The organism is Achromobacter marplatensis (assembly GCF_002209535.1).
Taxonomy (GTDB): Bacteria; Pseudomonadota; Gammaproteobacteria; order Burkholderiales; family Burkholderiaceae_B; genus Achromobacter; species Achromobacter marplatensis.
In genome coordinates this window covers 579,032-602,713 of record NZ_NJIG01000001.1, presented here as the reverse complement: position 1 = coordinate 602,713, position 23,682 = coordinate 579,032, and the positions used below count along the sequence as shown (strand labels likewise).

The window sequence follows — 23,682 nt, the reverse complement described above, 5'->3', positions numbered from 1 at the left end:
CTTACACCAGCGGCCCGGCGCCGCGCCTGCCCTGGCCCCTAGTCCGCCCAGATCCCAATGCGAATCAACTTACGCGGGCTAGTCCTTGCCCTCACCGTATTCAGCGCCCTTGCCGCCACGGCCAATGCCCTCTACGCCAGCTATCGCGTGCAACGCGACCAGCTCATCATCAATACGTTGGAGTCGAACCGCGTGTACGCGGCCAAACTGGCCGAAAGCGCGGGCAACTTCCTGAAGGCGGCACAACAGCAGCTGGCGTACAGCGCCCGCCACCTGGCGGCGCAGGTCGATGCGCCAGACATTCTTGCGGCGGAAGTCACGCGCGTGCAGGAGCAGACCGACAGCTTCAATTCCGTGGGCATCGTCAGCCAAGACGGCGTCATCCTGGCCACCACGCAGAATTTCCGGAATTTCCTGGGCACCCGCGTCGACAGCCCGGGCAGCCGCGCCGCCCTGCAAGCCCGCCAGCCGGTCATCAGCAAGCCCTATGTGTCGATGGCCGGCAACATGCTCATCAACCTGTCGCATCCCATCTATTCCAACGATGGCCGCTACCAGGGCTATATCGCCGGCACGATTTATCTGCGCAACGAAAGCGCGCTGCAGCAGTTGCTGGGCAAGCACCACTATGAGGATGGCTCGTATCTGTTCGTGGTGGATAGCGACGGCCAATTGATCTATCACGTCGACGCCGCCCGCGTGGGCGAAAACGTCATCCGCAACCCGGTGGTGGCAGCCGTCACCCAAGGCCACGCGGGCGCGCAGCGCGTCGTCAACACCAAAGGCGTGGATATGCTGGCCGGTTATGCGGCCGAACCGATCAGCGGCTGGGGTGTCATCGCGCAGCGGCCCGCCGCGGTTACGCTGCAGCCCATACACGGCCTGATCTGGGCGCTGATCGGCTATGCCGCGCCCTTGGCGGTGGCGTTCCTGCTGGCCATCTGGTGGTGCGCCCGGCTGATTTCGCGGCCCTTGTCGGAACTGGCCACCAACGTCGAACATCAGGACGTGGCGGTGGCGATGCAGCGCGTGCAGTCGATCAAGGCCTGGTACTTCGAAGCCGAACGACTAAAGCGCGCGGTGATCTGGAGCTTTACCGCCTTGCAGGAGAAGATCGGCAAGCTGAACCTGGCCAGCATCACCGACCCGTTGACGGGCTTGCGCAACCGGCGCGGCACGCAGGATGCGGTCGAGCACTTGCAGGCCTCGGGTACGCCGTTCGCGGTGGTGGCGCTGGACATCGACCACTTCAAGCGCGTGAACGACACCTACGGCCACACGGCGGGTGATGAGGTGATTCGCGGCATGGCCCAGCTGATGCGCGACTGTTCGCGGCCATCTGACATCCTATGCCGCAACGGCGGCGAGGAATTCCTGATCCTGCTGCCCAACGTCGGCATCAAGGAGGCCGGCCACGTTGCCGAACGGTTGCGCACGCACCTTGCCGAGCGCCAATTGCACGGCGTGAACGGCATTACGGTTTCGGCCGGCGTCGCGCAGTGGCCGACTTGCGGGCCGGATGTGGGGAAGGTGTTCCAGGCTGCGGACGAAGCGCTGTATGCCGCCAAGCAGCAAGGCCGCAACCGCGTTGTGGTCCACGCGACGTGACGGTGCCCTGCGGAAAACGGCACAATTTTGCGATAGTCGTGCAATGCTTTGTATTTGCGTGAAATACTATTTCTTCGCTTGATCGATTTACGCGTGCCCGGACCAAAGCCCACCCTCGCGCAGGGGTAATTACAGTATTCTGCGCTGCTACGGCTTTATGTTTCCCTGGTCCATCAGCATGCTGCGCCGCGCGTTCGCTCCGAAGTCCCTGGAACGGTATTTTTTGCTACTGGCTGTGGGCGTGTTGTTGCTGGTCTCTCTCCTGACCGGCACCGTGCTATTGCAGAACTGGAAGACCTATTCGTCTTCGTCGGAAGCCCGGGACGCGTTCGGCGTGATCCGTGCCACCGTGAAGGTCATGGAACTTGCCTCGGCCGAACGCGGCCCGATGAACGCGGCGCTGGGCGCCGACCTTCCCGTACCCGCATCCACTCTGGCCGCATTGCGCGCGGCCCGCGGCAAGACGGACGCCCAGATTGACCAGCTGCTGGCGCTGTACGCTGCGCCGCTCGATCCTGAAAAAATCGGCGCGCGCGCCGAGATCCAGCGCATCCGCCACGCGCTGTCGCTGGCTCGGATCCAGGCCGACCTCGTGATCACCACGCCGCGCGACCAGTTGACCGGCGACGCCGTCTGGGCGGTCGTCAGCGGCATGGTCCAGCTAATTCCACAATGGCAGGCCAGCATGGGCCGAAAGGTCGGTGTCGCCATGCGCAACGAGGTGGACGCGCCCAGCGTGCTTTCCCTGGCGTTGCTGGCCAGCGAACTGCGGGAACAGGCGGGTTTGCTGGGGTCGATCTTCACGCCCGCGCTGGCCAGGCATCGGACCTTGACCGAGGCGGAACAATTCCGCATCGAGCGCGTGCGAGGCCGCATTGATGAGCTCTGGACCCTGATCAACTCGCGCATCGCGACGCGGCCCGAGCTGACGGCCTCGCCGATCTACGCACAATTGCAGCAGCGCTACTTCGGCGAAGGCCTCCAGTACCTGGAACAGGTGCGGCAGAATGCCACCGTCCCGTCCCAAGGACTCCAGGTCTCTACCGGGGATCTCGCCGCAACCTACGTGCCGTTGATGGGTTCCATCGTGCAGTTCCGCGACGCCCTGCTGGACACCATCGAACAAAGCATCGAAACGCATCGGACAGACGCCTCGCGGCTGCTGCTGGTGACGCTGGCCGCCACGGCCTTGCTGGTGGCGGCGCTGGCCCTGGCGCTGGTGCAGTTCCGGCGGCGAGTGATCCGCCCCTTCGGCCTGGCCACGCGCATTATCAGCGCCATCGCCAATGGCACGCCGCCGGCGCCGATCCCCGTCGGCGCATACCAGGGCGAGGTCGATGAGGTTTTCAGCGCCTTGCGGGTATTGAAAGAGAACTCCGCCATCAAAAAGCGGCTAGAGGCCGAGCGCGACAGGCTGATCATCGACCTGGCCAATCTGGCTGAAACCGACTACCTGACCGGCCTGTTGAACCGGCGCGCCTTCGAGACGCGCTTTGAGATCACCCGCGCCCAATGGCAGGAAGAAGGCCCGGTGCTGGCATTCATCCTGTTCGACATCGACAATTTCAAGAACATCAACGACACCCACGGACACGCCAGCGGAGATATTGCGCTGAAGTCGGTGGCCGCGCTGTGCCGCAAGATATGGCGGCAATCAGATACGGTGGCGCGCGTGGGGGGTGAAGAGTTCGCGGTGCTCTGCCATACCGGCACCGCCGCTGAGGCCGTCGAACTGGCTGAACGCATGCGGCGCGCCATGTCGGCCGAGTCCGTCACGGCCGAAGACGGCGCCGTGTTCACGCTGACGGCCAGTTTCGGCGTCGCGTGCGCGCAGTGGGAACACGCCGCGGACGCCGGCAAGCTGTTCCACGTGGCCGACGAACTGCTTTATCAAGCCAAGCTGAATGGCCGCAACCAGGTGCTGCACCGCCTGCTGGCGTGATCCGCGCTACGCAAGCATGGGCCAGAATGTTGGCGCCAGCCGCAACCACATCTCGGTGCTCATCGCGTCCGGTCTGCGCTTGGGCAAGCCGGTACAGCGCTTGAGCGTGTCTCCCCGGCACGCGAACACGATGCTATTCGCGCAGGCCCCGTCGCTGACCTCGATCACCGACCCGGCAAAGCGTTGTTTGATGCGGCCGACATAGGTGCCGTAATGGGGATGCGAGGCGTGGAAGTTGCACACCATCATTCCACCAGGCGCCAATGCGTTCAAGCAAGCCGCGTAGAACCCATCCGTCGTCAATTGGGCCGGCAGGCCGTTGACGTCGTAGCCGTCGACCAGTACCGCGTCATATTCATCCTGATACTCGCCAATCAATTTGGCGCCATCGCCCTCCCGGACGGAAAATCGATAGTCGTCCTGCGGCACCTGGAAGGAATCCCGCAGCGCGATGACGTGCGGATTGATCTCGAACACGTCGATGCGGGTGGACGGCAGATGCCGGTAGCAGAACTTGGCCAGCGACCCTCCTCCCAGGCCGATCATGGCAATACGCTGCGGCGCCGGCTCGAACAGCAGGAATCCCATCATGATGCGCGTGTATTCCAGGTTGAGCGCTGACGGATCCTTGGTCCACATGCGGCTTTGCACTTCAGCATGCGAGAACATCAGCGACCGCGTGGTCGCCGTGGCATAGATGAAGGGCCTAACCGGTTGAGGGTTCGACGTGTTTTCAGGCATTCCTAATACTCGCTATCTGCAGAACGTGACAGCCCGACGCACACGCCGCGCTTGACCGCGCATCGCGCGCCAGCACTTTGCGCGCAGGCGACGCGCCGCCTGCACGCAAAGTGCAAGCGGCGCGCGCGGCAAATACGGGATAAATCGTCGGGCAAACGGACAAGCTCGAACGGCGCACAAAAAGTGCACAAAAAAGTGCACAAAAAGCACACACAAGGCGCGCCGTTCGGAGCCGGTCGATCAGGATTGAATCAGCCCGCGAATGCGGGCCGAATGACGAGAGTCAGGGGAGAAGATCAGGCGGACAGACGGGGTTTATCGGAGTCTTCCGAGGCATCGGTGTCTGCGGGAGCCGCGTCGATTTCCGATTCCGTATGCGCGTCAGGGGCCTTCCAGTTCAAGGGCGGAACCTCGAAGCGCCACTTTTTACCAACGAGTTGATGCGACATGAACGTTCTCCTGTGCAAGGCGCCAGGCTTCCCCCGCGTGAGCAAGTACCTGCCAAATTCAAGCGTGCCAGGAATGCCGTGTCGGGACGCGGGGGAGGCATTCGGAAATAGGCAGCGCCGGGGTTCGCTTCTTTGCTGTGGTTCTGTGCTGCTTCGGTGTGGATGTGCTGCTTTTGTCGTTGCAGCCACAGCAGTGTTGTTATTGTTTGTGCGAATTAAAAGATATTAGCATAATTTTGACAGAAAAAGCAAGCAGATCATGCCACGAAGCCTGGTTATGGTGTATGCGAATAATTCGATTGACGCCGGAGAATGATCGTTCTACCATTCGTGCACCGTAGTGTAGAACGATCATTCTCCCAAAGCGCTTTCATGACATCGACGACAACCGGCATCCTCCCCGATACGCTAGGCCACACGCAGGAGCGATTGCTGCGCGCCACCGAAAGCCTTATCTATCAAGGCGGCATCCATGCCACCGGGATGGATCTGATCGTGAAGACATCCGGGGTGGCGCGCAAAAGCCTGTACAAGCACTACCCCACCAAGGACGCGCTGGTGGCGGCGGCCTTGCAAGCGCGCGATGAACGCTGGATGCAGTGGTTCATTACGGCCACGACGCAAGCGGCCACGCCCCGCGCGCGTCTGCTGTCCATCTTCGATGCCTTGCGCGAATGGTTTGCGTCGGAAGGGTTTCGTGGTTGCGCGTTCATTAACGCCGCCGGTGAAATCGGCGACCCTGCGAATCCCATCCGCGAGGTATCCCGCCTGCACAAGGCGCGGCTGCTGGCCCATGTGCTGACGCTGGCGCAAGCCGCAGCGCTGCCCGACCCGGACGAAACGGCGCGCCAGCTGTTGGTGCTGATCGATGGCGCCATCGCCGTCGCACTGGTGACGGGCGACCTGTCGATTACCGACAGCGCCGAACGCGCTGCCGCGGCGCTGCTGCCCGCAAGCACCTGAACCCTTCCCCCCCACGCAAGAGGCCCATCCCATGACATCGACCCCTGAAGTCCGCCCGCCGCTTCCCCCCTTCACGCACCAAAGCGCCATGCAGAAGGTCCGGCTGGCCGAAGACGGCTGGAACAGCCGCGACCCCGACAAGGTGGCGCTGGCCTACAGTCTGGACACGCATTGGCGCAATCGCGCCGAATTCGTGAAGAACCGCGATGAAGCCCGCGCCTTCCTGGCGCGCAAGTGGGCCAAAGAGCTGGACTACCGATTGATCAAGGAATTGTGGGCCTATACGGGCAATCGCATCGCGGTCCGCTATGCCTATGAATGGCACGACGATTCAGGCAATTGGTTTCGGTCCTACGGCAACGAGAACTGGGAATTCGGCGAAGACGGCCTGATGGTGAACCGTTACGCCTGCATCAACGACCTGCCCATCAAGGAAGCCGACCGCAAGTTCCGGTGGCCGCTCGGCCGCCGCCCGGACGATCATCCCGGATTGTCTGAACTCGGCTTGTAATCCGCTTGCGATCCTGACGTGCGCCGCCGCCTATTCGTAGGCCTTCAACAACTTGCCGAGCAGGCGGCTCAACTGCTCCTGCTCGGAGGCGCTTAGCGGCGACAACACTTCCGCCTGGTTGCGCAGATGCGCCACCACGGCTTCGTCGATCAGCTTCAGCCCCGGTTGCGTCAACATCACCAAGGTCGCCCGCCCGTCGTCCGGGTTGGGCGTGCGCACCACCAGACCGGCCTTCTCCAGCCGGTCGATGCGGTTGGTCATGCTGCCGGACGAAATCATGGCGTCTTCGTAGAGCGCCGTAGGCGTCAAGGCATAAGGCTTGCCGCTGCGGCGCAGTGTCGCCAGCACATCGAACTCCCCCGGCTGCAGGCCGAACTGCGCAAATAGCGGATTGATCCGGTCGCGCGTGATCACCAGCGCGCATTCGCCCAAGCGGCCCAGCACGCGCATGGTCGACACATCCAGCTCGGGACGTTCGCGGTTCCACTGCTCTACCGCCCGGCTTGCTCTATCCACGGTCACTCCCTCCATTTATCTTGACGTGAAGATAAAATACAAATATCTTGATGCCAAGATAGTTTACCGGAACACGCCGCATGCGGCTGCCTGTTCCGGGTTTGGAGCAACCGTGTCTTTCCCCCGTCTCAACGTCTGGCGCATCGCCACCATCATCCTCGTCGGCCTGAACCTGCGTCCCGTCCTGGCTTCCGTTCCCCCATTGCTGGACTGGATGCAAGCCGCCACCCGCATGTCCGACACCGTCGCCGGCCTGCTGACCGCCCTGCCCGTGTTCGTGATGGGCCTGGGCGCCTTGAGCGTGGCGCCGCTGCGCCGCCTGGTCGGCGAACAACTCGGCGTCGCCCTGGGCCTGGTGCTCGTCACCGCCGCGACCGCGGGCCGCTGGTGGGCCGGGCACACCAGCCTGATGCTGGCCAGCGGCGTCGTTGCCGGCCTGGGCATTGCCGTCACGCAAGCCTTGCTGCCCATCTACATCAAGACCCGTTTCGCGGCGGGCAGCAGCGCGATCATGGGCATCTATTCAACGGCGATCATGGGCGGCGCCGCCGTGGCCAGCGTGGCCTCGCCGGTGCTCGCGCAACGCGCCGGCTGGCTGCAGGCGTTGGCGGTCTGGGCCGTGCCCGCCGCCATCGCGCTGGCCGTCTGGTTGCTGGTGAACCGGGCATCGCCGAACCCGCCAGCCGCCCAGGGCGCGGCCAGTCCCATCCGCACGCCGCGCCCGCGCGTCTGGTTGCTGGCGATGTTCTTCGGCCTGGGCACGGGCGCCTACACGCTGGTGCTGGCATGGCTGCCGCCCTACTACACCGCGCTGGGCTGGACCCCGGTGTCGGCGGGCCAGTTGCTGGGCGCCGTGACCGCGGCGGAAATCGCCGCAGGCCTCTTGGTGTCGCTATGCATCGGCCGCTTGCCTGACCGCCGGCCGGCGCTGTTCGTGGCGATCGGCGCGCTGTTCCTGGGTTTGATCGGCCTGATCGCGGCGCCCGCCGCCCTGGCTTGGCCCGCGGCCGTGTTGGCGGGGCTGGGCATCGGCGCGCTCTTCCCCTTATCGCTGATCGTCGCCATGGATCATGCAACAACGCCGGCGGAAGCCGGCCGGCTGGCCTCGTTCGTGCAAGGCGTGGGCTACTTGATCGCTGCGCTCTTTCCATTCGCCGCCGGCCTCATCCGCCAACACCTGGCCGACCTGACGCCTGCGTGGATCCTCATGACGTTGATCTGCCTCGTGCTCTTCGGCATGGCGATTCGCTTCCGTCCGCCATCCGCGGCACGCGGATCTTAGGGATTTCCCGCGATTTTCCGCATAAATATCGCCCTCGGCCCGATTCTCCGCTTGCCTGAAAGGTGAACGGAAGTTTGGATTTTTAGACTCCCGCATTCATTGCAATGTCAGCTTTTTTTCAGACGTCAGTCAGACAAAAGCACAACAACGGGAGGACTAGACCAAATGCAATCGAAACGCAGCGCCGTCCGGCGCGAGGCGTGGGCCGCCGGCACGATGATCGTGCTGGGCCTGGGCGCTATCGCTCAGGCATCCACATATACGCTAGGCAGCCTTGCGCGCATGGGGCCGGGCATGTTCCCGGCGATCCTGGGCGCCTTGCTGGTGATGCTGGGATTGATCATCGCCAAGATGGCCGCATCCCCTGCCACGGCCGAAGAAGACGCCGAAGAGGTTCCGCCGCCCGAATGGCGCGGCTGGGGCTGCATCATTGGCGGCTTGCTGGCCTTCATCCTGGTCGGCAAGTTCGGCGGCCTGGTTCCTGCCACCTTCGTCCTGGTGTTCATTTCCGCAATGGGCGACCGTCAGCACACGTGGCGCAGCGCTGCCCTGCTTGCCGTGGGCGTGACGATCCTGGGCGTGGCCGTGTTCTCGTGGGCGCTGCAGTTGCAGTTTCCGTTGTTCCGCTGGGGCTGATCGATGGAAATCTTCAATAATCTGATGCACGGGTTTTCGGTCGCGTTCGCGCTGGACAACCTGATGTGGGCCGTGTTCGGCGTGTTCATGGGCAACCTGATCGGCGTGCTGCCGGGCATGGGCGTGCTGGCCGCCATTTCCATCCTGCTGCCGTTGACGTACACCATGACGCCGACCGCGGCGCTGGTGATGCTGTCCGGCATCTACTACGGCTCGCAGTATGGCGGCGGCATCACCTCCATCATGCTGAACCTGCCGGGTACCGCGTCGCACGCCGTGGCCTGCCTGGACGGCAATCCGCTGGCGCGCAACGGCAAGGCCGGGTCCGCGCTGTTCATGCTGATGTTCTCGTCGTTCTGCGGCGCGTCGGTCGGCATCCTGGCGATGATCCTGTTTTCGCCGATGCTGGTGGACGTGGCCTTCAAGTTCGGCCCCGCCGAGTATTTCTCCATGATGATGCTGGGCCTGCTGGCCGGCGCCACGTTGGCGAAGGGATCGGCGATCAAAGGCGTGGCGATGGTGGTCGTGGGGCTGCTGCTGGGCGTGGTCGGCACCGACGTCAACACCGGCACGATGCGCTTTCACTTCGGCATCCTGGAGCTCTCCGACGGTTTGCAGATCGTGGCGCTGGCCATGGGCCTGTTCGGCGTGGCGGACTTCCTGAAGAACATCAACCGCATCGGCGGCGACAGCAAGATTACCACCGGCAAGATCAGCATGAAGTCGATGCGGCCCGAAGCCGGCGACATCAAGCAGTCGCGGGGCGCACTGGTGCGCGGCACGGCCATCGGCGCGGCGTTCGGCATCCTGCCGGGCACGGGTCCGACCATCGCATCGTTCATCTCTTACGCGGTGGAAAAGAAGGTGGCACGCGAGCCGCGCCGCTTCGGACGCGGCGCCATTGAAGGGATCGCGGGTCCGGAGGCGGCTACCAGCGCGTCGACGCAGACGAGCTTCATCCCGACGATGAGCCTGGGCATCCCCGGCGATCCGGTGATGGCCTTGATGCTGGGCGCGCTGATCATCCATGGCATCCAGCCGGGTCCGCAGATGATGATCGAACACGCCGACATGTTCTGGGGGCTGATCGCCAGCTTCTGGGTCGGCAACGTGTTGCTGTTGCTGCTGAACCTGCCGTTGATCGGCATGTGGGTGCGTTTGCTGACCGTGCCGTTCCGCTACCTGTTCCCTGCCGCGCTGTTCTTTGTTTGCGTGGGGGTCTACAGCACGAACAACAACCTGTTCGACGTAGGCATGGTGACGGTGTTCGGCGCAGCGGGTTATGCGTTGATCCGGTTGCGGTTTGAACCCGCGCCCTTGCTGCTGGGCTTCGTGCTGGGGCCGATGGTGGAAGAGAACTTCCGCCGCGCCCTGCTGCTGTCGCGCGGTGAACTGTCGATCTTCGTGACGCGCCCGATCAGCCTGGGCTTCATCCTGGCGTGCGTCGCGCTGATCGCGTTGCTGATCGTGTCGGCGGTGCGCCAACGCAACAAGGGACGCGCGGCGTTGCAGGAATCGAAATCCGCCGCGTAGCCGTCAGGCGTCCGGAGGCGCTGCCAGCGGGCCGGCGGTATGACCGTCGATATGGCCTAGCGGGCGCCCCGGATCCAGGCGGTCGCGCACACGCTGCTTGAGCACCTTGGCTTCGGGGAATCCGCCATCGCTTTTGCGGTCCCAGATCAGATCGCCGTTATAGGTAATCTGGAAGATGCCGCCGGTGCCGGGCTGCAGGACCACTTCACCCAGGTCGGTCGAAAACGTGGACAGGAGTTCTTGCGCCATCCAACCGGCGCGCAGCAGCCACTGGCACTGCGTGCAGTACAGGATGACGATACGGGGACGAAAGGCGGGCGTGTTCATGGCAATTATTCTACTGTGCCCGCCTTGCGGGGTCCCGGCTTCGGCCGGGCCGCGCATTCATGGATAATGTCGGGTTTTCCCGGGCGTGCAATGCGCCCAGAGCCTGCCATGAAGTCTGCTGCATCTTCCCGAAGCCAACGCTGGCTGATCGGTCTCCTGATGGGACTGGTCACGCTCACGCCGATGGGCATCGACATCTACCTGCCTTCCCTGCCCGCCATGGCCGATGGTTTCGGCCAGCCGGTCAGCGCGCTGCAAGCCAGCATCACCCTGTTCATCTTTGCCGTCGGGGTGGGCCAGATGCTGATCGGCCCCTTGGCCGACCGCTATGGCCGCCGGCCAGTGGCCCTGGGTGGCGCGCTGGCCTATCTGGCCGGTTCCGCGTTGGGCGCGGCGGCCACGTCGCTAGAGGTGTTCTATGCGGCCCGCATCATCCAGGGCCTGGGTGCGTGCTCGGCGTCGCTGGTGGCGTTTGCCGCCGTGCGTGACCGCTTCAGCCCGGCTGTGGGCGCACGCGTCTATAGCTACCTGAACGGGGCGCTGTGTTCCGTGCCCGCGCTGGCGCCCATGCTGGGCGGTGTTCTGGCCGTGCATGCCGGCTGGCGCAGCACTTTCGTGTTCATGGTGGCGTTCGCGCTGGCGCTGGCCGTGCTGCTGGCCAAGCGTTTCGAGGAGACCCGCGCGGCGCCCACGCAGCCCCGCGGCGCGCTCTACAGCCTGCGCCGCTACCTGCCTATCGTGGCCAGCGGCCGGTTCCTGTACTTCGCGATGTTCGGCATGGCGGGCATGGCGATGATCCTCGTGTTCGTCTCCGCGGCGCCGGTGGTGCTGGTGCAGCAGCTGGGATATACCGAGCTGGGCTTTTCCGCCTGGTTCGGCGGCAACGCCGCGATCAACATCGCGGCCTTCTTCCTGGCCCCGACTTTCATCGCGCGCTATGGCCGCCACACCATGGTGCGGGTCGGCATGGCGGCGCTGCTGCTGGCCTCGGCCATGCATGCCGCGGCCTGGGCCTGGATGCCGTTGTCGGCGTGGATCTTCATGCTGCCCGTCGCCGTCCTGACGGTGGGCTTTTCGCTGGCGCTGGGATCGGGCCTGAGCCTGGCGCTTGAGCCTTTCGCCGAACGCGCCGGCACGGCCGCGGCGGTGTACGGCCTGTTCCAGATGAGCGGCTCGGCCGTCATCGCGACGTTGCTGCTGGACAGCGGCATGGCGCCGCAGGCCGCCATGGCCTTGATCGGCGCCGTGATCGTCGTACCGCTGCTGTATCTGTCGCCAGGCATGGCCCGCCGCCTGGCGGCGTGAATCCGCCAAGCGGTGCGCTTGGCGGTATCCTGTCTTCCATATTCCACCTGGAGACCTGGAGACAACATGGCACTGGATACTTCGGCAGAACAGCCCCTGCTTGAACGCACCGCGGAAAACGGCGTGGTGACGCTGCGCATGAACCGGCCCTCGCAGTTCAACGCCTTGTCCGAAGGACTGTTGGGCGCGCTGCAGCAGGAGATCGATGCGCTGGAGCGCGATGCCGACGTGCGTTGCGTGGTGCTGGAATCCGCGGGCCGCGCGTTCTGCGCCGGCCACGACCTGCGCGAAATGCGCAGCCAACCGTCGTTGGACTATTACCGGGCGCTGTTCCGCAAATGCGGCAGCGTCATGCAAGGTCTGCAGGCCTTGCCCGTGCCCGTCATCGCCAAGGTCCAGGGCATCGCCACCGCCGCGGGCTGCCAACTGGTCGCCAGTTGCGATCTGGCGGTAGCCGCCGACAATGCGCGGTTCGCCGTGTCGGGCATCAACGTCGGCCTGTTCTGCGCAACGCCCGCCGTGGCGCTCAGCCGCAACGTGTCGGCCAAGCGCGCCTTCGAAATGCTGGTGACCGCCCGCTTCATCGACGCGGCGCAGGCCGTGGACTGGGGCTTGATCAACGACGCCGTGCCCGAGGCCGAATTGGATGCGCGGGTGCGCGCCCTGGCGGGCGACATCCTGGCGAAAAGCCCGACGGCCATCCGCTATGGCAAACGCATGTTCTACAAGCAAAGGCAGATGGCGCTGGCCGACGCGTACGACTATGCCGGCGACGTGATGGCGCGCAACATGATGGAGGCCGACGCGTGCGAAGGCATCGACGCGTTCCTGCAGAAGCGGCCGCCCCGCTGGCAGTCCTAGCCGAGCCAGGCCAAGGCCCAGCCGCCCGCGGCGGCGGCCAGCACCACCCAGACGGGCGACCAGCGCGCATAGACCAGCAGCGCGAACAGCAATAGCGCCAGGGCAAAATCCGCCTTATTCAGGATCGCGCTGGTCCAGACCGGGTCATAAAGGGCGGCCAGCAGAATGCCCACCACGGCGGCATTCACGCCTGCGGCCATATTGCGCACGCCGGGCCGCCGGCGCAGGCTTTCCCAGAACGGCAAGGCACCGGCTACCAACAACGCACCCGGCAGGAAGATGACGGCCAAAAATGCCAGCCCGCCGAGCCAGCCCGATAAGGGGCCCGACGACATCGCCCCCAGGAAGGCGGCGAATGCGAACACCGGGCCGGGCATGGCTTGCGCGGCCCCATAGCCCGCCAGGAAGTCGGCGTTGGACACCATGCCGCTGGATACCGAGGTGGCCTCCAGCAACGGCAGCACGACGTGGCCGCCGCCGAACACCAGCGCGCCCGCCCGGTAGAAACCGGCTACTTGGGCCGCCAACGGGGAATCGGACACCGCCGCCCACGCGGGCAACCCCGCCAGCAACACGACAAACAGCGCCAGTGCGATATAGCCTGCGCGGCGCGACGCGCCTTGGGTGCGATTGGCCAGGATGGGCCGGGGCGGCACTTGCAGCATGGCGCCACCCACGACGGCGCCCAGCAGGACCGCGCCCACCTGCCCCCATGCGGTGGGCAGCGCGGCCGTGATCAGGGCGGCCGTCACCGCCAATCCGGCCCGCGGGCGGTCCGGGCAAAGCGTGCGGCCCATGCCCCACACAGCCTGCGCGATGATCGCCACGGCCGCCACCTTCAAGCCGTGTATCGCACCCGACTGCGACAGCCAGCCGAAATGCGCCAGCCCCAGGGCGAATCCGATCAACGCCAGCGCGGTGGGCAGCGTGAATGCCAGCCAGGCGGCAGCCATGCCGGGCCAACCCGCGCGCCGCAGGCCGATCGCCATGCCGACCTGGCTGCTTGCCGGCCCGGGCAGGAATTGGCATAGCGCCACCAGATCCGAATAGGCGTAATCGTCCAGCCAGCGGCGCTTGTCGACGAATTCGGTGCGGAAATAAGCCAGATGCGCGACCGGGCCGCCAAACGAGGTCAGTCCCAGGCGCAGGAAAACCAGGAACACTTCCAGACAGGAGCTTCGCCCGAGGTCCACGCGCTCGTGCGTGGCGGGCCTGCTGGCGACGTGCTCGTCGTGGGGGGGCGGGTGCGGCATGGTGCAGGGGCGATCGATGACAGGCGGGGCGCCGGATCTCCGCCCCTTCTTCATGCTTATAGCCGGGGCGCGCGCCAGTTTCAATCGGGTCTGACGGCCGGATCCCGGCTGCCGCAACCATGGGCCCGAATCAAATCACTGCACGAATCTTCACAATTGACACACAAATCTCGACGAATTCAATTTCTGCACCCCGCTAGCATGCGCGATTACCCAGCTGTCTCCGCATGATTCCCGCCTTCCTTCCCCATGCCCGCTTCGCGCCACGCACTTGCCCGCGGCGCTCCAGGAAAGGCCACTGATGCTTAAGTTCGCGCTGCGCATCGTCATCATTGCCACGATCGGCTACGGCGTGGCGACCCAGTTGGTGAACCTGAGCTTCGGGTATCTTTTGGACTCGCTTAGCGCCGACCTGTCGTACCGCGCCGTGCGCGGCCAGATCTACGCGCTGCACAAGGAGCTGGACCCTGTCGCCCCGGAAGCTCGCGCGGCCTATATCCTGGATGAGCTGCTGCCGCACTATGGGCTGACCCTGACGCTGCTGCCCGACAGCCGCGTTACCCTCACGCCGGATGAGCAACAGCAGCTGGACCGTACCGGTCTCATCATGCGGGACGACTACAACACCTACCTGACCCGCTTGCCCGGCGAACCCGTGCAGTGGCTGGATGTACGCCTGCCGCTGGAACCCGCGATGGAACGGTGGATCACCTGGTCCGCCTGGGCGGCGCTGAGCCTGGTGCTGGCCGTGATCCTGCTGCTGGGGTGGGCCCTGCCCATCTGGCGCGACCTGGACGCGCTGCGCAAGGCGACGTTGCGGATGGGCCAAGGTGATATGAGCGTGCGGGTGCGGCTGTCCCGTATCTCGGGCATCCGCCACGTGGGCGAAAGCTTCAACCATATGGCCGAGCGCATCGCCGCGCTGATCGACAACCAGCGCAGCCTGACCAACGCCGTCTCGCATGAACTGCGCACGCCGCTGGCCCGGCTGTCGTTCGAAGTGGACATGCTGGGCCATGACCAATACCTGCCCCGCCGCGGGCAGATCCTGCAAGACATGCGCACCGACATCTCGGAACTGGAAGCGATGGTGGCCGAGCTGCTCGTCTACGCACGGCTGGAACGCCCCGCGGACGACGCAGTCCGGCTGGAGACCGTGGATGTGTGCGATTGGCTGGGCGAAGCGCTGGCGCTGGTCGCCCATCAGGCCGATGCCCGGGGCATCCAGTGCCACGTGCGCCCCGGCTATCCGGCGCACGTCGAACTGCATCCGCGCTACATGAGCCGCGCCTTGCTGAACCTGGTGCAGAACGCCGTGCGCTACGCGAGCCAGCGCGTCGAGATCGAACTGAAAGCAACGGCGGCCGGCTACGAACTGCTGGTGGACGACGACGGCGGCGGCATCGCCGAGGCGGACCGGGAACGCGTATTCGAACCCTTCATCCGGCTTGACGAAAGCCGGGACCGCGGCACCGGCGGCGCCGGGCTGGGGCTGGCCATCGTCAAACGCGTGGCGGCGAACCACGGCGGCACGATTGAAATCCAGGACAGCCCGCTGGGCGGCGCCCGCTTCGCGCTGCGCTAGCCTCGCGCGGCATCCAGCACGTGCTCGGATGGCCTATAAAAAAACACCATTTATGGCACTTTTTGCCTGGTCCAGGCTGACGCATGATGTGTTTTCGTGATCCCCCATTCGAAAACAGCGCTTCAGAAAGGTAGGCAAATGAGTCAACGATTGAATTACTTCCAGGTGTCGGCGGAACTGTCCAAGAAGTACATGGACTTCAGCGCGGCGATGAAAAAGGTGCCGGTGGTCGAGGAATTCGGCGACCTGATCGACATCCGGGCCTCGCAGATCAATGGCTGCGGCTTCTGCCTGGACATGCACGTCAAGCAGGCCAAGCTGCGTGGCGAACGTGAATTGCGCCTGCACCACGTTGCCATCTGGCGCGAATCCACCCTTTTCTCGGCGCGCGAACGCGCCGCGCTGGCCTGGACCGAAGCGCTGACCACCCTGCCCGCGCACGGCGTGCCGAACGACGTGTACGAACAGGCGCGCGAGCACTTCTCGGAAGCCGAAATCTCGGACCTGACGTTCCGCGTCGTAGCCATCAATGGCTGGAACCGCCTGAACGTGGCCTTCCGGACCGTACCGGGTTCCGCCGATGCCGCGTTCGGTCTGGACAAAGCCGGACTGAACTAAGGCCTACATCAACGCCTTGATCCGCAGGCCCAATTCAAGGGCTTGCGTCTCGGACGCGATGTTCGTGAAGCTGAGCAACAGGCCCGATTGCGGGTCCGGCAGGGTCGACCAGCGCGACAAGGGATGCGCATACATGCCCTGCTCCAGCATCCGCGCGGCCAAGGGCACATCCGTCAACTGCCCTTGCATGCGCGCGACCAGATGCATGCCGCCCGGTTGCGGTTCGATATGCATGCGGTCCCCCAGCGCGGCGGTCAATCCCGCCGCCGTGGCATTGCGCCGTTCGCTGTACAGCCGCCGCATGCGCTGGATGTGCCGGCCGAAATGCCCTTCGGCAATGAAGGCCGTCAGGATGGATTGCGTCAACCCCGGCGCGGTGCCCGACAGCAGCCGGCAGATGCGGTCGAAAGCCCCCACCTGCGCGGGCGGCACGACCAGATACGCCAGGCGCATCCCTGGAAACAGCACCTTGCTGAATGACCCGGCATACAGCACGCGGCCCTGTGCATCCAGGCTCTTCAATGCGGGCAAGGGCCGGCTGACATAGCGGTATTCGCCGTCGTAGTCATCTTCCACGATCCAGGCCTGTTGCCGTTCGGCCCATTCCAGCAGGGCTTGCCGCCGCGGCAGCGACAGCGACATCGACAGCGGGCTTTGATGCGCTGGCGTGACCACGGCCGCCTTCGCGTCCAGGCACCGCGCAACGCCCTCGCCAACCATCAATCCGTCCTGGTCCACCGGAATGGGCACCGCCTGCAGGCGCGCCTGCGCCAGCAACGCGCGGGTGGGCGGATACCCGGGGTCTTCCACCCACACGCGGTCGCCCGGCGCCAGCAGCGCCTGCATGACCAGCTGCATCGTATGGTTGTAGCCCGAGGTGATGAACACCTGGGACGGCTGGCAATGGATGCCGCGCGCCACTTGCAGATAGGCGGCCACGGCGGTGCGCAGTCCCATCAGCCCGTTGGACGGCGGGTAGGACAACTCGGGTGCTTGCAGGCTGCGCAATTGCCGGGCGCCCAGCCGGGCCCACAGCTTGCGAGGAAACTCGTCCAGCGCCGGCACGCCCATCTGGAACGGCAGGATGACGGACGGACGATGCCAGCCGTGCTCATCGTCGGGGGTTTCGGGCGGCGGCGCCACGGCGGCCGGTGGCGCCTGGGGCTGAAGATCCGGGGTGACGATCGTGCCTGCCTGCCCCCGAGTCTGGATGTAGCCTTCGGCCACCAGCAACGAATACGCCACTTCGATCGTGCCGCGCGCCACGCCCATTTCCTTGGCCAGGGCACGGGCCGACGGGATGCGGTCGCCGGGCGCAAGCGTGCCTTGCGTGATCGCGCCGCGGAACCGTTCGTACACCTGGCGGTAGAGCGGATCCGCGCTGTTGGGAACCAGCGGCGGCAATCCGTCCTTGGGGCGTCGGTCAATCATGGCATAGTCCAAAGTTCAATTTATGGCCCTTCAAATTATGTCATGGTCTTTCTACGATGATGCCTTGTCCTCCCTGAACCCCGCGTGAAATCCCCATGACAGACTCTGCTCTACAACACATCGATACCGACGAAGCACTGCGCGCCTGCCTGCCCCTGATGCGCGAACTGCGGCCACATCTTTCCGATGCCGACGACTTCGTTGCTCGCATCACCCGCATGCGCGGCGACAGCTACCGGCTGCTGGCGGCGGTGGATGGCGGCCAGGTCGTGGCGTTGGCGGGTTACCGCTATCAAGAGAACCTGATCTACGGCCGCTTCATGTACGTAGATGACCTGGTCGTGGACAGCACGCGGCGCGGCGGCCGCTGGGGCGCCCGCTTGCTGCAGGCGCTGGACGGCATGGCCCGCGACGCGGGTTGCGCCAAGTTCGTACTGGATACGGGCTTGTCCAACGCGCTGGCCCAGCGCTTCTACTTCCGCCAAGGCCTGTTGACCAGCGCCATCCGTTTCAGCAAGCTTCTGGACACCCCTGCCGCATGAGCATTCTTCACATCACCTGCAGCCCGCGCGGCCGCAGCGCCGAAAGCCACCGCCTGTCGCAACGCATCATCGACCGCCTGATCGCCGCCGCCGGACCCGAAGCGCCCGCAGTCGTGGAAGTTGACGCCACCGCCCTGCCCCCTGTGGACCAGGACTATGCCGCGGCGCTAAGTGCGCCTGCGGACCCGGCAGACGACGTGCTGGGACGCGGCGCGCTGCGGCAGTCGGCGCAATTGATCCAGGCTCTGCAGGCCGCGACGCATATCGTCATCGCCACGCCGATGCACAATTTCACCGTGCCGTCGTCGTTGAAGGTCTGGATCGACCATGTGGTGCGCGTGCGCAGCACCTTCCGCATCACGGCCGAGGGCAAAATCGGCAACCTGCCCGACCGGCCGGTATATGTGGCCATTTCCTCCGGCGGCGAATTCTCAGGCGGCGCGGCCCGCCAGCCCGATTTCCTGACGCCCTATCTGAAGCACGTGCTGGGCACCATCGGCCTGCACAGCGTGTCGTTCTTTTCAGTGGAAGGCACCGCGCGCGGCGAGGCTGCACTGCAAGCCGCAAGAGCCCGCGCCGAAGCCGCCATTGCCGCGCATCCGTTCTTGGTGGGATAAGCGGCAGCGCCTGGTAATTCCTGCTCCGTGCAGGCTTACCGGGCCGTTGGGACACATCCGGCGTTACGGTGAAAACTAATCCGCCGTCGGCCGGATTATTTAAGCGTGTCGCATTGACACTGCGGAAATCGGCGCACTACGCTAGGCCGCAAAAGCCCGCGCCATCAGGCGAACGGCGTATTCCCCACCATCGCATCAAGACGCTGGAGACGCAATGACCCTGTATCGGGCAGTGATTCCCGCCATCATGCTGATCGCATTGTTCAGCGCGTTGCCCTCCCCCGCCCATGCCGCGTGCAGCGACAAGAAAATACTGGCGATGTCGGACGAAGGAAAATCGGTGAAAGCCATCGCCAAGGCGTGCAACATGCCGGCGGCAAAAGTGCGGGCGGTCGTCGACAGCGACGATGGCAACGAAGATACCACGGCGTCTGCTGCGGCGCCCGCGCCCCTCATCAAGAAGTTGCCGTCGGGCGCGGGATTGGCCAGTTGCGACTGCCAGGGCACCGTGCCGTATGGTGACAAGGCGCCGGAACTGCGGTGCCAGAGCGGCGTGTCGATCGCCACCCCATGCGCGGGCTATTGCCCGCCGCGCGGCGTGGCGCCGTGGCGGCGCGTTTGCAGTTGACTCTTACTGCGCCGACCCCATGAACCACCGGTAGTACGCGTTGTCGCCGTCGTTGCGGGCCAGGCGGTTGATTTCCCTGCCCCAGGTTTCGCGGTCGCCGGCGTAGGCCGCCAGCGCAGCACGATAGAAGGTATCCAGCCGCGCGCGCTCCAGTTCGATATCGGCCTGGAGGTCTGCCGTGGCCCCCGGCAGCGGCGGCGCCGTACGCTCGGCGAGCAAGGCCGGCAGGACGCGGTTCAACTCGCGCGGCCGGACCCAGGTCGCGTATTCGATGCCGGGTCGGTCGTCGGTGACGGCGGGTGTATCACCGGCGAACCGAGCCAGCCCGTCGCGGTCGGTCACCCACGTGGCCAGCAAAGCCGCCGCGGACGGCACACCCACGGATTTCAGCGCTGCCGCCGTGTTGGGCTGGTCAAATCGCGCCTGGATGCGCGCCGCGTCCAGCTCCAGCGGCTGCATGGACCCGACCAGCAGCATTTCATGCAGTTCACTGGTCCACAAGGAAGCATGGGGAAAGACCTGGATGAAGCTGGCGACGAGCGCCCGCGTGTCGTCCACGTTCTGTGTGGGCAGCGGCAGCCACTGCGCCACGATGCCCTGCGGCGCCAAGCGGCGGGCAGCCAGTTGATAGAAGTCGCGCGAATACAGGTTGACGACGCCCGTTGCGGACGGCGGCGGCGGCTCCAGCGTGATCAGGTCCCATTGTTCAGCGCTGGCCTGCAGCGCGCGGCGCCCGTCGCGCAGCCGCTTGTCCAGGCCGGGATCGGATGCGGCCTGGAAGGTGCCCTGAAAGCGCGGCGCAGCGCGCAGCACGGCGGGCAGCAATTCGGCCACGGCACGCTTGTCCAGGCCCGGGTACTGGGATAACGCACCCGCCGTGATACCGGTGCCGTAGCCCACCACCAGGGCCGACTTGGGCTCGCCGTTATGAACGATCAGCGGCAGCAGCGCCTGCAAACGCATGTAGCGCAACGACGGCATGGCATCGCCCGAGTTCGACACGCCCTGGATGTACAGCCGGTGAAAGCGCGCGCCCTTGCTGGCCTGTTCCACCACCGCGACCGTGCCGCCATGGCTTTCTTCATAGAACACCAGCCCCGCGCCGCTCGCGCCCGGCAGCAGGCGCGCGAACTGGTCCGTGGGCAACAAGACCGCCACCGCCAAGGTCGCCATGCCGATCAGGCCGGTCGCTACGCCTGCCGTAGCGGGGCCGGACGAACGGCCACGCCACGCGGCGACCGCCCCGACCAGGGCGGCCATCGCCGCCAGCACGCCCAGGGTGCGCACCAGCCCCAGGGCCGGCAACAACAGGAAACCCGTCAACACCGTGCCGACGATGCCGCCCAGCGTGTTGCACGCCAGCACGGCGCCGGCTTCGCGGCCCACCCGCTGATCGCCCACGGCAATACGCAGCACGGCGGGAAACGCGGCGCCCAGCAGCAATGTGGGCGCCAGCACGAAGCTGGCCGCCGCTACCGCGAAGCGGGCGCACATGCCCGCAAACCCGCTGCCGGTCCATTGATAGACGACCGCTTCGGCGTAGGTCTGCGCGACCACCAGCCATTTGCCCAGCACCGCGACTTCCAGCACAGCGAGAAGGCCCGCGCCTGCAATCAGGCCGCCGAACACGGGCCAGGGGTTGCGCACGCGATGGCTGAACCGCGCATACAGCGCGGCGCCCAACGCCAGCCCGGCCAGGTACGTGGCCAGCACGATGGCGAACGCGAACGCCCGCGTGCTCATGAAAGGCACGATCATCTGCGACCAGACCACTTCGTAGCCCAACGCGATGCCGCCAGCAACGGCGTACAGCGCCACGGCCAGCCGGGCCTCGCCGGACAAGGGGGCCGACTGCGTCGACAGCTGAGGCGGCGCCACGGCGCCACCCGCCTTGCGATCCAGCAGCCACGCGCCCAGCGCGGCCAGCAGGTTCAGCGAGGCGGCCGCCAGCGCAGCGCCCTGCACGCCAAAGCGGGGAATCAGGAAAAAAGCGGGCAGCAAGGCGCCCAGGATCGCGCCGCAGGTGTTGACCGCGTATAGCGTGCCCCCGCGGCGGCTGGCCCCGGCGTCCTGGCGATGGACCGCGCGTAGCAGGACGGGCAAGGTGCCGCCCATCAGAAAAGAAGGCACGGCCAGCAACAGGCCGATGATGAGCCACGCGGCCACGCCACTGACCGATTCCACCGCGACGAACGGCGCGGCGCTATGCGCCAGCACCCACGTCACGGCCAGGCAGGACACCGCCACCGCGGCCTCCAGCAAGGCATAAAAGCGGACGGGCCGGGCAAGGCGGTCGGCCAGCCGGCCCAGGAACCAGCCGCCCAGCGCCAGCCCCAGGAAAAAAGCGCTGACCGCGCCGGCGATGGCGCTGACTTCAACGCCGACCACCAAGGACAATTGCTTGATCCACAACACCTGGAACACCAGCGCAGCCGCTCCGGACAAGAACAGCAGCGCCGCCGGGCGAACCGTGGTCAATGTCCCTGCGCCGCCTTGCTGCCGATGCGTATCCAGCCCTTCCATTGCCGCCGTCCCCATGCCCATGCCGCGGTTCCTCTAGCGTATCGCCGGGCGGCGCACCGCGCGCCGCCCGGATGGTAGAGGCGCCTATCCGGCGCCCACTGCCCTTACTTCGCCTTCTGCTTCTCCATCGCCTCGAAGTGGGCCTCGATGGCCTTGTCGACCTGCTTTTGCACCTGGTCGACGCTGAAGCTCGCCGGACGCTGGCTGGGCGGGTACTTCACGAAGGTTTCCAGGAACACGGTCGCCTTCATTGTGGCGATACCGGTCAGATAGGCATTCTTGACCAGCCAATCGTTGTACTGATCGGACATGTCGGCCCGTTCATAGGGGTCCATCCGCAGGTTGAAGATCTTCGGCAGCCGCAGGCAGACAAACGGATCCTGCCAGACGTTCAGGTTCCCGGGCGCCCGTTGTTCGCAGAACACGGCCTTCCAATCCCCCCACCGCATGCCGACCAGCACACCGTCGTCATTGAAGTAGAAGAATTCGTCGCGGGAGCTCTTGTCCTGCTTGCCGGTCAGATACGGCAGCTGGTTGTAGCCGTCCAGATGGACCTTGAACTTGGTGCCGCCGTCTTGCGGCGCCCAACCGTCCAGCAGGCGATCCTTGACCGAGGTGTCGCCCGCTGCGGCAAGCAGCGTGGGGAACCAGTCCATGCCCGACACGATGCCGCGCTTGACCTGGCCCGCCGGGATCTGCCCCGGCCAACGCACCATGGCCGGCACGCGGAACGCGCCTTCCCAGTTGGAGTCCTTTTCGCTCCGGAACGGCGTGTTGGCGGCGTCCGGCCAGCTGAACGCGTTGGGGCCGTTGTCGGTCGTGTAGACCACGATGGTGTTGTCCGCAATACCCAGATCGTCCAGCTTTTTCAACAACTTGCCCACGTCCTGATCATGCTCCCACATGCCGTCGGCGTAGTCGTTGCCCGGCATCCCGCTCTTGCCCCGGTGCTCGGGCCGGATGTGCGTGAAGACGTGCATGCGCGTGGTGTTCATCCACACGAAGAACGGCTTGTCGGCCTTGCCATGCTTGTCGATGTAGTCGATGGCGGCGCCCACCGTTTCATCGTCGATGGTTTCCATGCGCTTGGCATTCAGGGCGCCAGTATCCTGCACCTTGCCGTCGGCCGTGGCCTTGATGACGCCGCGCGGCGAAAAGTTCTTCACGAACGGATCGTTGGGATCCTTGGGCCAGTACGGACGGTCCGGTTCCTCTTCCGCGTTCAGGTGATAGAGGTTGCCGAAGAACTCGTCGAAACCGTGCTGCGTCGGCAGGTATTCGTCCTTGTCGCCCAGGTGGTTCTTGCCGAACTGGGCGGTGGTGTAGCCCTGGGCCTTCAGTGCCTGGGCGATGGTGATATCGCCCTTCTGCAGGCCGACTGGCGCGCCGGGTGCGCCCACTTTCGACAACCCGGTGCGCAGCGGGGACTGCCCGGTGATAAAGGACGACCGGCCCGCCGTGCAGCTGTTCTCGGCGTAGTAGTCCGTGAACATGATGCCTTCCTTGGCAATGCGGTCGATGTTCGGCGTTTCGTAGCCGACCACGCCATGCGCGTACGCGCTGATATTGGCCTGGCCGATATCGTCGCCGAAGATCACAAGGATGTTCGGCTTCTTGCCCGACGTATCCGCCTGCCCCGATTTGGCCGGCGGGGCCTGGGTCGGCGGCTGGGCTTGCGCATGCGCGCTGCCCAGGGCCGCCAGGCCCGTCACGGCGAAAAGCGCCGCGCTCAACAGTTTTCTTGCGTTCATCGCTTCCTCTCCTTGTCCTGTAGGACAACAACCCGACGTAAACGAATCACTGCGTAGTTC

The 23,682-nt window shown here is 65.4% G+C and carries 22 protein-coding genes; 14 read left to right on the top strand and 8 right to left on the bottom strand.

The genetic code is table 11. The features are described 5' to 3' along the window. The first annotated feature begins 57 nt into the window (after positions 1-57). Both CEY09_RS02620 and CEY09_RS02615 read left to right on the top strand, forming a co-directional pair. Positions 58-1,608 carry a sensor domain-containing diguanylate cyclase gene (locus tag CEY09_RS02620; protein WP_088587417.1) on the top strand — a complete coding sequence of 517 codons (1,551 nt, stop codon included), beginning with the start codon at positions 58-60 and terminating at the stop codon, positions 1,606-1,608. A gap of 157 nt (positions 1,609-1,765) precedes the next feature. Further along, complete coding sequence (locus tag CEY09_RS02615) at positions 1,766-3,550, top strand: GGDEF domain-containing protein (protein ID WP_088587416.1); 1,785 nt, start codon at positions 1,766-1,768, stop codon at positions 3,548-3,550. Between the two features lie 6 nt (positions 3,551-3,556). On the opposite strand, the gene CEY09_RS02610 is transcribed toward CEY09_RS02615, so the two are convergent. Both CEY09_RS02610 and CEY09_RS32255 read right to left on the bottom strand, forming a co-directional pair. Then, entirely contained in the window at positions 3,557-4,291 is a 735-nt protein-coding gene (locus tag CEY09_RS02610; protein WP_088587415.1) for a spermine/spermidine synthase domain-containing protein, read from the bottom strand. A gap of 296 nt (positions 4,292-4,587) precedes the next feature. Next, positions 4,588-4,740, bottom strand: a complete 153-nt coding sequence (locus tag CEY09_RS32255) for a hypothetical protein (protein WP_006222077.1) — start codon at positions 4,738-4,740, stop codon at positions 4,588-4,590. Between the two features lie 372 nt (positions 4,741-5,112). Between CEY09_RS32255 and CEY09_RS02605 the strand changes: the two genes are divergently transcribed. Together CEY09_RS02605 and CEY09_RS02600 are read left to right on the top strand one after the other, a co-directional pair. Continuing rightward, the gene (locus CEY09_RS02605) at positions 5,113-5,703 is read left to right on the top strand and encodes a TetR/AcrR family transcriptional regulator (RefSeq protein WP_088587414.1); all 591 of its coding nucleotides are present in this window, start codon (positions 5,113-5,115) and stop codon (positions 5,701-5,703) included. Positions 5,704-5,734: 31 nt separating this feature from the next. Continuing rightward, a complete protein-coding gene (locus CEY09_RS02600) occupies positions 5,735-6,214 on the top strand; it encodes a nuclear transport factor 2 family protein (protein ID WP_088587413.1) in 480 nt (159 codons plus the stop codon). Positions 6,215-6,244: 30 nt separating this feature from the next. Here CEY09_RS02600 and CEY09_RS02595 read toward each other — a convergent pair whose 3' ends face one another. Continuing rightward, positions 6,245-6,730, bottom strand: coding sequence for a MarR family winged helix-turn-helix transcriptional regulator (locus tag CEY09_RS02595; protein ID WP_035212172.1), 486 nt, complete (start codon positions 6,728-6,730; stop codon positions 6,245-6,247). Between the two features lie 112 nt (positions 6,731-6,842). Here CEY09_RS02595 and CEY09_RS02590 point away from each other — a divergent pair, with 112 nt between their 5' ends. The 3 genes from CEY09_RS02590 (at position 6,843) to CEY09_RS02580 (ending at position 10,181) form a co-directional block, all read left to right on the top strand. Then, the gene (locus CEY09_RS02590; protein ID WP_088587412.1) at positions 6,843-8,012 is read left to right on the top strand and encodes an MFS transporter; all 1,170 of its coding nucleotides are present in this window, start codon (positions 6,843-6,845) and stop codon (positions 8,010-8,012) included. Between the two features lie 165 nt (positions 8,013-8,177). Next, on the top strand, positions 8,178-8,648 hold the full coding sequence (locus CEY09_RS02585; RefSeq protein ID WP_006222082.1) for a tripartite tricarboxylate transporter TctB family protein: 471 nt from the start codon (positions 8,178-8,180) through the stop codon (positions 8,646-8,648). Between the two features lie 3 nt (positions 8,649-8,651). Beyond that, complete coding sequence (locus tag CEY09_RS02580) at positions 8,652-10,181, top strand: tripartite tricarboxylate transporter permease (RefSeq protein WP_006222083.1); 1,530 nt, start codon at positions 8,652-8,654, stop codon at positions 10,179-10,181. Between the two features lie 3 nt (positions 10,182-10,184). Here the strand turns inward: CEY09_RS02580 and CEY09_RS02575 are convergent, their stop codons facing one another. After that, complete coding sequence (locus tag CEY09_RS02575; RefSeq protein WP_006222084.1) at positions 10,185-10,508, bottom strand: Rdx family protein; 324 nt, start codon at positions 10,506-10,508, stop codon at positions 10,185-10,187. Positions 10,509-10,616: 108 nt separating this feature from the next. On the opposite strand from CEY09_RS02575, the gene CEY09_RS02570 reads away from it, so the two are divergent. Together CEY09_RS02570 and CEY09_RS02565 are read left to right on the top strand one after the other, a co-directional pair. Beyond that, on the top strand, positions 10,617-11,813 hold the full coding sequence (locus CEY09_RS02570; protein WP_088587411.1) for a multidrug effflux MFS transporter: 1,197 nt from the start codon (positions 10,617-10,619) through the stop codon (positions 11,811-11,813). A gap of 72 nt (positions 11,814-11,885) precedes the next feature. Continuing rightward, positions 11,886-12,674, top strand: a complete 789-nt coding sequence (locus CEY09_RS02565; protein WP_377785515.1) for an enoyl-CoA hydratase — start codon at positions 11,886-11,888, stop codon at positions 12,672-12,674. Here CEY09_RS02565 and chrA read toward each other — a convergent pair. Beyond that, a complete protein-coding gene (chrA, locus tag CEY09_RS02560; protein ID WP_088587599.1) occupies positions 12,671-13,927 on the bottom strand; it encodes a chromate efflux transporter in 1,257 nt (418 codons plus the stop codon). The two genes, CEY09_RS02565 and chrA, sit on opposite strands and share 4 nt — an antisense overlap. A gap of 301 nt (positions 13,928-14,228) precedes the next feature. On the opposite strand from chrA, the gene CEY09_RS02555 reads away from it, so the two are divergent. Together CEY09_RS02555 and CEY09_RS02550 are read left to right on the top strand one after the other, a co-directional pair. After that, positions 14,229-15,512 (top strand): ATP-binding protein, encoded by a 1,284-nt coding sequence (locus CEY09_RS02555; RefSeq protein WP_088587409.1) that lies wholly within the window; start codon positions 14,229-14,231, stop codon positions 15,510-15,512. Positions 15,513-15,650: 138 nt separating this feature from the next. Continuing rightward, positions 15,651-16,130 (top strand): carboxymuconolactone decarboxylase family protein, encoded by a 480-nt coding sequence (locus CEY09_RS02550; protein WP_006222089.1) that lies wholly within the window; start codon positions 15,651-15,653, stop codon positions 16,128-16,130. A gap of 3 nt (positions 16,131-16,133) precedes the next feature. Here CEY09_RS02550 and pdxR read toward each other — a convergent pair whose 3' ends face one another. Then, complete coding sequence (gene pdxR / locus CEY09_RS02545; RefSeq protein ID WP_167389997.1) at positions 16,134-17,561, bottom strand: MocR-like pyridoxine biosynthesis transcription factor PdxR; 1,428 nt, start codon at positions 17,559-17,561, stop codon at positions 16,134-16,136. Positions 17,562-17,656: 95 nt separating this feature from the next. On the opposite strand from pdxR, the gene CEY09_RS02540 reads away from it, so the two are divergent. The 3 genes from CEY09_RS02540 (at position 17,657) to CEY09_RS02530 (ending at position 19,348) form a co-directional block, all read left to right on the top strand. Then, a complete protein-coding gene (locus CEY09_RS02540; RefSeq protein WP_088587407.1) occupies positions 17,657-18,103 on the top strand; it encodes a GNAT family N-acetyltransferase in 447 nt (148 codons plus the stop codon). Further along, positions 18,100-18,720, top strand: coding sequence for an FMN-dependent NADH-azoreductase (locus CEY09_RS02535; protein ID WP_088587406.1), 621 nt, complete (start codon positions 18,100-18,102; stop codon positions 18,718-18,720). Before CEY09_RS02540 ends, CEY09_RS02535 begins: the two co-directional genes overlap by 4 nt. Before the next feature lie 214 nt (positions 18,721-18,934). Continuing rightward, positions 18,935-19,348 carry a hypothetical protein gene (locus CEY09_RS02530; RefSeq protein ID WP_088587405.1) on the top strand — a complete coding sequence of 138 codons (414 nt, stop codon included), beginning with the start codon at positions 18,935-18,937 and terminating at the stop codon, positions 19,346-19,348. 3 nt (positions 19,349-19,351) lie between these two features. Here CEY09_RS02530 and CEY09_RS02525 read toward each other — a convergent pair whose 3' ends face one another. Together CEY09_RS02525 and CEY09_RS02520 are read right to left on the bottom strand one after the other, a co-directional pair. After that, positions 19,352-21,892, bottom strand: coding sequence for a fused MFS/spermidine synthase (locus CEY09_RS02525; RefSeq protein WP_088587404.1), 2,541 nt, complete (start codon positions 21,890-21,892; stop codon positions 19,352-19,354). 83 nt (positions 21,893-21,975) lie between these two features. Then, positions 21,976-23,622, bottom strand: a complete 1,647-nt coding sequence (locus CEY09_RS02520) for an arylsulfatase (protein ID WP_088587403.1) — start codon at positions 23,620-23,622, stop codon at positions 21,976-21,978. Positions 23,623-23,682 lie beyond the last annotated feature (60 nt).